Source organism: Sagittula sp., assembly GCF_052825245.1.
In genome coordinates, this window is sequence record NZ_JBRBWD010000035.1 from 69,342 (window position 1) to 75,685 (window position 6,344).

Sequence of the window (6,344 nt, forward strand, 5' to 3'; positions counted from 1 at the left end):
CGGGTGTCCCGCAAGGCCATGTCACTGCGGTTGCGGCTGTTCCTGGTGATCCTGCCGCCCCTGCTTGTGGTGTCCGTCCTGCTTGGCCTGTGGCGTTTCGAGGCGGCGCAGCGGACATCCGAAGAGTTGTTCGACCGCAGCCTGCTGGCGGCGGCGCTCGCGATTTCGCGGGACGTCGCGATCTCCGAAGGGGACGCCCTGTCTCCCAGCACACGCAGCTTTATCTCGGACGCGGGCGGCGGGGAGATCTTCTACCATGTCACCGGGCCGGGCGGCTATTACGTGACCGGCTATGCCTATCCGCCACGGGCCGCCGAGACGACGGACAGCGACTTGCCCAGCTACTACTTCGCCAATTACCGGGGCGAAGAGATGCGCGTCCTGCGCATGATCGAGAACCGCACAATCGGCAACCTGTCGGGCGAGACGGTCGTGACCGTCTGGCAGCGGGTCAGTGACCGTCAGGCTTTTGCACGCGAACTGGCGCTTCGGGCGATTGCCCTGATGGCGGGCCTGATGGCGGCGCTGGCACTGGTGGTCTGGTTCGGCGTCCAGATCGGCCTGCGTCCGCTCAACGACCTCCAGGAGGCGATCCGGCAACGGTCTCCGGATGACCTCGGTCGCATCCGCCGCCCCGTGCCCAAGGAGGTCGCGGGTGTGGTCTCGACCCTGAACCGCCTGCTTGGGCAGGTGCGGGACAGTATCGAGGTGCACCAGTCCTTCATTTCCGACGCCGCGCACCAGTTGCGGAACCCGGCTGCTGCGCTTCTGGCGCTGGCCGAGACCCTGCCCGATGTCCGCGACGAGAAGGAACGGGCTGCCCGACAGGCCGAACTCATTGCCGCCGCACGTGTGTCCGCCCGGCTGGCGAACCAGTTGTTGTCGCTTGAGCGCCTCCGGTACGACGTCGCCGCGCCGGTCACGCGCTTCGACCTCAACGAGGTGGTTGAAGACGTCTGCAGCGGCCTGGCTCCGGCGGTTCTGTCCCGCGAGATCGACTTTGCGCTGGAACGGTCGGACGCCGCGCTGGATGTGGAAGGCGACCCCATTCTGTTGGGTGAGGCGCTTACCAATCTGGTGGAGAACGCCCTGCGCCATGGTGGCAACGGGATGACACGGATCAAGGTGGTCACCGCCCGCCGCGACGGGGAGGCGGTGATCACTGTGAAGGACGACGGGGTGGGCATCCCGCTCGATCAGGCGGAAATCGCGTTCCGCCGCTTTTCGCAGCTTCAGAACGGCGAAGGAACGGGCCTCGGTCTGGCCATCGTGGAGCAGGTCATGCGCCGGCACCACGGCAGCGTGAAATTGGAAGAGGTCGAGACAGGCACATGCGTCAGCCTTTGCGTGCCTTTGATCAAGAACAGTGACGCATGACGGGACACGGACCTGGAGGCGCTAGCGCGTAGATTGCTTCATCGGTTTAGTGGCCCGCTACGGAAAGGTGACCCGACGGAATGCATTGTGCCCTGCCGCGTTGTAACTTGTTCTGAACGGCGTGCCCATTTGCTGGTCCGGACCGGCGCCACATGGTCGACGCAGTCCGGGCAGTCAAGCGCGCTGAAAGGCGATCAACCCGCGACGCCAAGGGCAGTCCCTTGCCGCCCGTTGACACGACCCGCCGGATGGCCGAGCAATCACGGGCTTTTCCCTATACGGCAAGTTCTCAGATGTCCGACCCCGCACCAAAGAAGTCATGTTGCGCCGCGAGCGGAGGCGCAATCACGTCGCAGGACGTCTTGATGGATCGCGCATTGGGCGTCGCCCGCGCTTCGGCGGACGTGCAAGCGCGGCTGTGGGAAGCGCTGACGGAGATCCCGGGCGGCATCTTCGACATGGGCACGCGGAAGTCCCGCTTTCCAGACGACCTCGACAGCCCGCGGCGCAAGGTGAAGCTGTCGCCTTTCCGCATGTCTCCGGTCGCGGTCGCCAACGCCGAATATGCCGCGTTCGTGCGGGACACCGGCTACCGGACGGTGGCGGAGCAGGAGGGGTGGAGCTTCGTCTTCCACCTCCTGCTCGAAGACGCCGCGAAATGGCAGGAACATCCGCCGGGCCTGCCCTGGTGGCGGCAGGTGCATGGCGCGTGCTGGTCGGCGCCGGAAGGGCCGGGAAGTGACGTCTCGGATCGGCCAGACCATCCGGTGACGCATATCGCGTGGTACGACGCGCTGGCCTATGTCACCTGGGCCGGCCTTCGTCTGCCGCGCGAGGCAGAGTGGGAGCGCGCCGCGCGCGGCGGGCTGGCGCACAAGAAATTTCCCTGGGGCAATCAACTTGCGCCAGGCGGAAGTTTTCCAATGAACACGTGGCAGGGCGCTTTTCCAGCGACCAACACGGCAGAGGATGGCTTTGTCGGGACCGCGCCTGTCAGGTCCTATGCGCCGAACGGCTACGGCATGTACAACATGACGGGCAACGTGTGGGAATGGGTATCGGACCGCTACGGTCCGCGTCCGGCCCCGGGCCGCCTGCCGGAGGTCGATCCGACCGGTCCCGAAGACGGCGTCGCGCGGATTCAGCGAGGCGGCTCTTTCCTGTGCCACATCAGCTACTGCGACCGCTACCACGTGCATTCGCGTACCCGGAATGATCCCGACAGCTCGACCTCCAACGCGGGCTTCCGCGTCGCGGGTGGAATTCAACGCGTCGAGGGTGAAGCCTTCGGATAAGGTGATGCGGCCTTCATCTATGACCGGACGCGAACGCGTCTCCAGACCTCAAGCGCCCGCCGCCGCCTTTTTCCGGAACGTATGCGGCCCCGCCTGCTTTTCCGCATTCGTCGGGCAGGTCAGAGACCGGCGGCCCTCAACGATCCAGAGCATCCCGAAGCTGGTAGTAGCGAATGCCGAGGCTGCCATAAATCGGATGCAGCGCGTGGAAGGGCAGGGCGGGGATCGTCTCGCTCGGCGGGATCGGCAGCGGTTTGCCATGCGCGAGATGTTCCGCCATAGCCTTGCCCAGCGAGACCGAGAGCGCGACACCCCGCCCGTTGAATCCTGTCGCGGCAAGCAGCCCCAGCGCCGGAGCGCAAAGCCGGAGGCGGTGGTCCGGCGTCATGCCCACCCGCCCGAACCAGCGGTGCGTGATCTCGAAACCCGTGCCAAACAGCCGGGCCAGTTCCGCCTCGATGCGCGAGAACCCTTCGGCGCTATGCGGATCGGAAAAACTGCCGCGCCCGCCCAGCATCAGACGGTTCTCCGGGCCGATGCGGAAGTAGGTGCCGACTCGGCGCGCCTCCGATACGACCTCGCCCCCGGGCAGGATGCGGGCGCGCTGTGCGGCCGTCAGGGGCGCCGTGGCGACCTGAAAGCTGTTGGCGGGCACCGTGGCACGACGCAGCCGTGGCTCGAGCTTCGCCGGGGTGTAGACGTTTGTGGCAAGGATCACCTTCTCCGCCTCTACCGTGGCGCCGCCCTCCAGCCGCGCTTGCCAAGCTTTGCCATGGCGCGTGAGCGTCGCCACCGGGCTACGCCCATGTATCCGTGCGCCCGCAGCCTCAGCCGCGCGCGCCAGACCCTGCGCCAGCTTCAGCGGATGCACCCGGCCAGCGCGTGGATCGCGCCACCCACCGGTGAAACCGCGCGCGCCGGTCGCGCGCTCCATGGCGTCCGCGTCGAGCCAATCGGCCGAGACGCCCCGGGCTTGCCATTGCGCCATGCGCGCCCGCAGCCCCGCCAGATGCACTTGCTTGCTGCCCGCCTGAATCCAGCCATCCTTCATGGCGTCGCAGTCGATGCTGAGCCGCGCCACCAGCGCAAAGAGCACGTCGGCCGTCCCGCCGGCAAATTCGGTCGCGGCCGGTCCCCATGTTTGATCGAGGGTGTCGGGGTCGTCCTTCAGGCCGGGGATCACCTGACCGCCATTGCGTCCCGATGCGCCGAAGCCCGGATCCTCGGCTTCGAGCAGCACGACGTCGGTGCCGGCCTCGGCGAGGTGCAGCGCCGCTGACAGCCCCTGAAAGCCGCCGCCGATCACCAGCACGTCGCAGCGCCGCGACTCGGTCAGCGGGGGCCAGAGGGGCGCGGCGGGGGCGGTCGCGCGCCAGAGGGAAGGAAAGTCCATGGCGAAGGCTCCGGTCAGGCGGGGTGGGTGACGCGGCGCAGGAACTCCTGCGTGCGGGGATTCTGCGGGCGACTCAGCACCTCCTCGGCGCTGCCCTTCTCGGCGATGCGCCCCTGATCGAGGAAGATCACGCTGTCCGCAACCTCTCGTGCGAACTGGATTTCGTGTGTGACGACCAGCATGGTCATCTGCTCCTCGGCCAGATCGCGCAGCACAGAAAGCACCTCGCCCACCATCTCGGGGTCGAGTGCCGAGGTCGGTTCGTCCAGCAGGATCGCGTCGGGACGCATGGCAAGCGCGCGGGCGATGGCGACGCGTTGCTGTTGTCCGCCGGACAGTGCGGAAGGATAGAAGTCGATCTTGTCGCCCAGCCCGACGCGGCGCAGGTGGTCCTCGGCGCGGGCACGGACTTCATCGCGGTTCTCGCCCAGCACCTGCACCGGGCCTTCCATGACGTTCTGCAAAGCGGTCATGTGCGGAAACAGGTTGAAGCGCTGGAAGACCATGCCGACCCGGGTGCGGATCGCGTGGATCGATTTCGCATGGGCATCCACCGTTTCGCCTTCGACGCTGATGCGGCCGGACTGGTAGTCCTCCAGCCCGTTGACGCAACGCAGCAGCGTCGACTTGCCGGAGCCCGACGCCCCGATCAGGCACACGACCTGGCCCTTGTCGACCTCGGCGTCGATGCCCTTGAGCACTTCGTGATGGCCAAACGACTTGTGGACATTCTCGAAACGGATCATGTCGCGGCTCCCATCTTCAGCTCCACCCGGCGCATCAGGAAGTTCAGCGGGATCGTGAGGCACAGGTAAAGCGCTGCGACCATGGTGAAGACGGTCATGTTGTCGAAGGTCGAGGAGGCCAGCATCTTGCCCTGCATGGTCAGTTCGGCGACCGAGATCACAGAGACCTGGCTGCTGTCCTTCAGAAGCATAACCATGTTGTTGCCATAGGGCGGAAGCGAGATGCGGAAGGCCTGCGGCAGGACGATGCGGCGCATCATCTTGCCGTGCTTCATGCCGATGGATTTCGCCGCCTCGATCTGGCCGCGGTCCACCGCCTCGATGCCGCCGCGGAAGGTTTCGCCGATGTAGCAGGAGTAAGTCAGTGCCAGTCCCACGACCCCGGCCTGGAAGGCGGTGAGGTCGAGACCAAGCTCGGGCATGACGAAATAGATGTAGAAGAGCACGACGAGGATCGGGATTCCGCGCAGGAACTCGACGATGTAGCGCGCGGGCAGGCTGAGCCAGCGGGTGCCCGAACTGCGCATCATCGCCCAGACCAGCCCCAGCGCCGAAGCGAGGACAAGTGACAGAAGGGTCACGGCAATGGTCTTCCAAAGCCCGGTCACAAGCAGCGGCAGGTATTCCTGGATTCGCTCGGAAAGGGGTAGCATGCGGGTCTCCCGTCAGAAGGGCGCGGGCCCGGCGCAATGGCCGGGCCCTGTCAGACTTGCGATGGGTTTCAGAGCCCGTATTTGCCGAAGATCTCGTCCAGCTCGCCGCTTTCCTGCATTTCGGCGATGGCAGCGTTGACCTGCTCCAGAAGCTCCGGCTTGTCCTTCGATACGGCCAGGGCGACGTCGCCGACCCCCATCGGCGTATAGCCGTCCACCAGCCTGACGCCGAGCGCAGGGTTCTGGGCGATCTGGTACGCGATGATCGGCTTGTCGCCGAAGCCCGCCTTGATCCGGCCCAGCTTCACGTCACGCATGATATCGACGAGGCTGTCGTAGAGCTTCACCTCGCTGAAGATCCCCTTGGCCTGCAGCTGATCGGCGAAAGTGGTGCCGATCTGCGCGCCGACCACCTCTCCGGCAAAATCGTCGAGCTGGTAGCTGCCTTCATCTTCGGCCGCGACGAAGGCGGCGTCGCCGTAGCTGTAGACCGGCGTCGAGAAGTCCACGACTTCCTTGCGCTTGTCGGTGGCGAACATCCCCGCCGAGATGATGTCGATCTTGTCGGTCTGCAGCGCCGGGATCAACGCAGAGAACTGGTTGACGGCGAATTCGGGGGTCATGCCGATGTCTTCCGCGATGGCGGCGGCAAGGTCGACCATGGCGCCGGTCGGCTCCTGCGTGCCGGTATCGACGAAGGTGAACGGAACGCCGGTCGTGGTGACGCCGACGGTGAGATCTGAACCGCGCCGGGTTTGCCGGAGGCTGATTTGTCTTAGTTACGCGGCCATGCCTGATGTTTCCCGAGCAGCGTAGAAGTTTGCCTCGGCCTCTGCGGGCGGAATGTTCCCGATGGGTTCGAGAAGGCGGCGATTGTTGA

Annotated in this window: 6 protein-coding genes; 2 read left to right on the top strand and 4 right to left on the bottom strand. The window is 65.8% G+C overall.

Translation table 11 applies throughout. The features are described from left to right. Positions 1 to 18 precede the first annotated feature (18 nt). A complete protein-coding gene (locus tag ACU0DV_RS15600; RefSeq protein ID WP_446269972.1) occupies positions 19 to 1,377 on the top strand; it encodes a sensor histidine kinase in 1,359 nt (452 codons plus the stop codon). A gap of 365 nt (positions 1,378 to 1,742) precedes the next feature. Further along, a complete protein-coding gene (locus tag ACU0DV_RS15605) occupies positions 1,743 to 2,672 on the top strand; it encodes a formylglycine-generating enzyme family protein (RefSeq protein WP_446269973.1) in 930 nt (309 codons plus the stop codon). A gap of 136 nt (positions 2,673 to 2,808) precedes the next feature. Here the strand turns inward: ACU0DV_RS15605 and ACU0DV_RS15610 are convergent, their stop codons facing one another. From ACU0DV_RS15610 to ACU0DV_RS15625, 4 genes are all read right to left on the bottom strand, one after another. Then, entirely contained in the window at positions 2,809 to 4,065 is a 1,257-nt protein-coding gene (locus ACU0DV_RS15610) for an NAD(P)/FAD-dependent oxidoreductase (protein WP_446269974.1), read from the bottom strand. A gap of 14 nt (positions 4,066 to 4,079) precedes the next feature. After that, positions 4,080 to 4,811 carry an amino acid ABC transporter ATP-binding protein gene (locus ACU0DV_RS15615; RefSeq protein WP_283983721.1) on the bottom strand — a complete coding sequence of 244 codons (732 nt, stop codon included), beginning with the start codon at positions 4,809 to 4,811 and terminating at the stop codon, positions 4,080 to 4,082. Continuing rightward, positions 4,808 to 5,464 (bottom strand): amino acid ABC transporter permease, encoded by a 657-nt coding sequence (locus ACU0DV_RS15620; protein WP_100931113.1) that lies wholly within the window; start codon positions 5,462 to 5,464, stop codon positions 4,808 to 4,810. Before ACU0DV_RS15620 ends, ACU0DV_RS15615 begins: the two co-directional genes overlap by 4 nt. 68 nt (positions 5,465 to 5,532) lie before the next feature. Continuing rightward, the gene (locus ACU0DV_RS15625; RefSeq protein WP_446269984.1) at positions 5,533 to 6,234 is read right to left on the bottom strand and encodes an ABC transporter substrate-binding protein; all 702 of its coding nucleotides are present in this window, start codon (positions 6,232 to 6,234) and stop codon (positions 5,533 to 5,535) included. Between the last annotated feature and the right edge of the window lie 110 nt (positions 6,235 to 6,344).

Coding starts and splice junctions, on each gene's coding strand:
- ACU0DV_RS15615 (WP_283983721.1), bottom strand. CDS start 4,811: ATGATCCGTTTCGAGAATGTCCACAAGTCGTTTGGCCATCACGAAGTG.
- ACU0DV_RS15610 (WP_446269974.1), bottom strand. CDS start 4,065: ATGGACTTTCCTTCCCTCTGGCGCGCGACCGCCCCCGCCGCGCCCCTC.
- ACU0DV_RS15605 (WP_446269973.1), top strand. CDS start 1,743: ATGGATCGCGCATTGGGCGTCGCCCGCGCTTCGGCGGACGTGCAAGCG.
- ACU0DV_RS15600 (WP_446269972.1), top strand. CDS start 19: ATGTCACTGCGGTTGCGGCTGTTCCTGGTGATCCTGCCGCCCCTGCTT.
- ACU0DV_RS15620 (WP_100931113.1), bottom strand. CDS start 5,464: ATGCTACCCCTTTCCGAGCGAATCCAGGAATACCTGCCGCTGCTTGTG.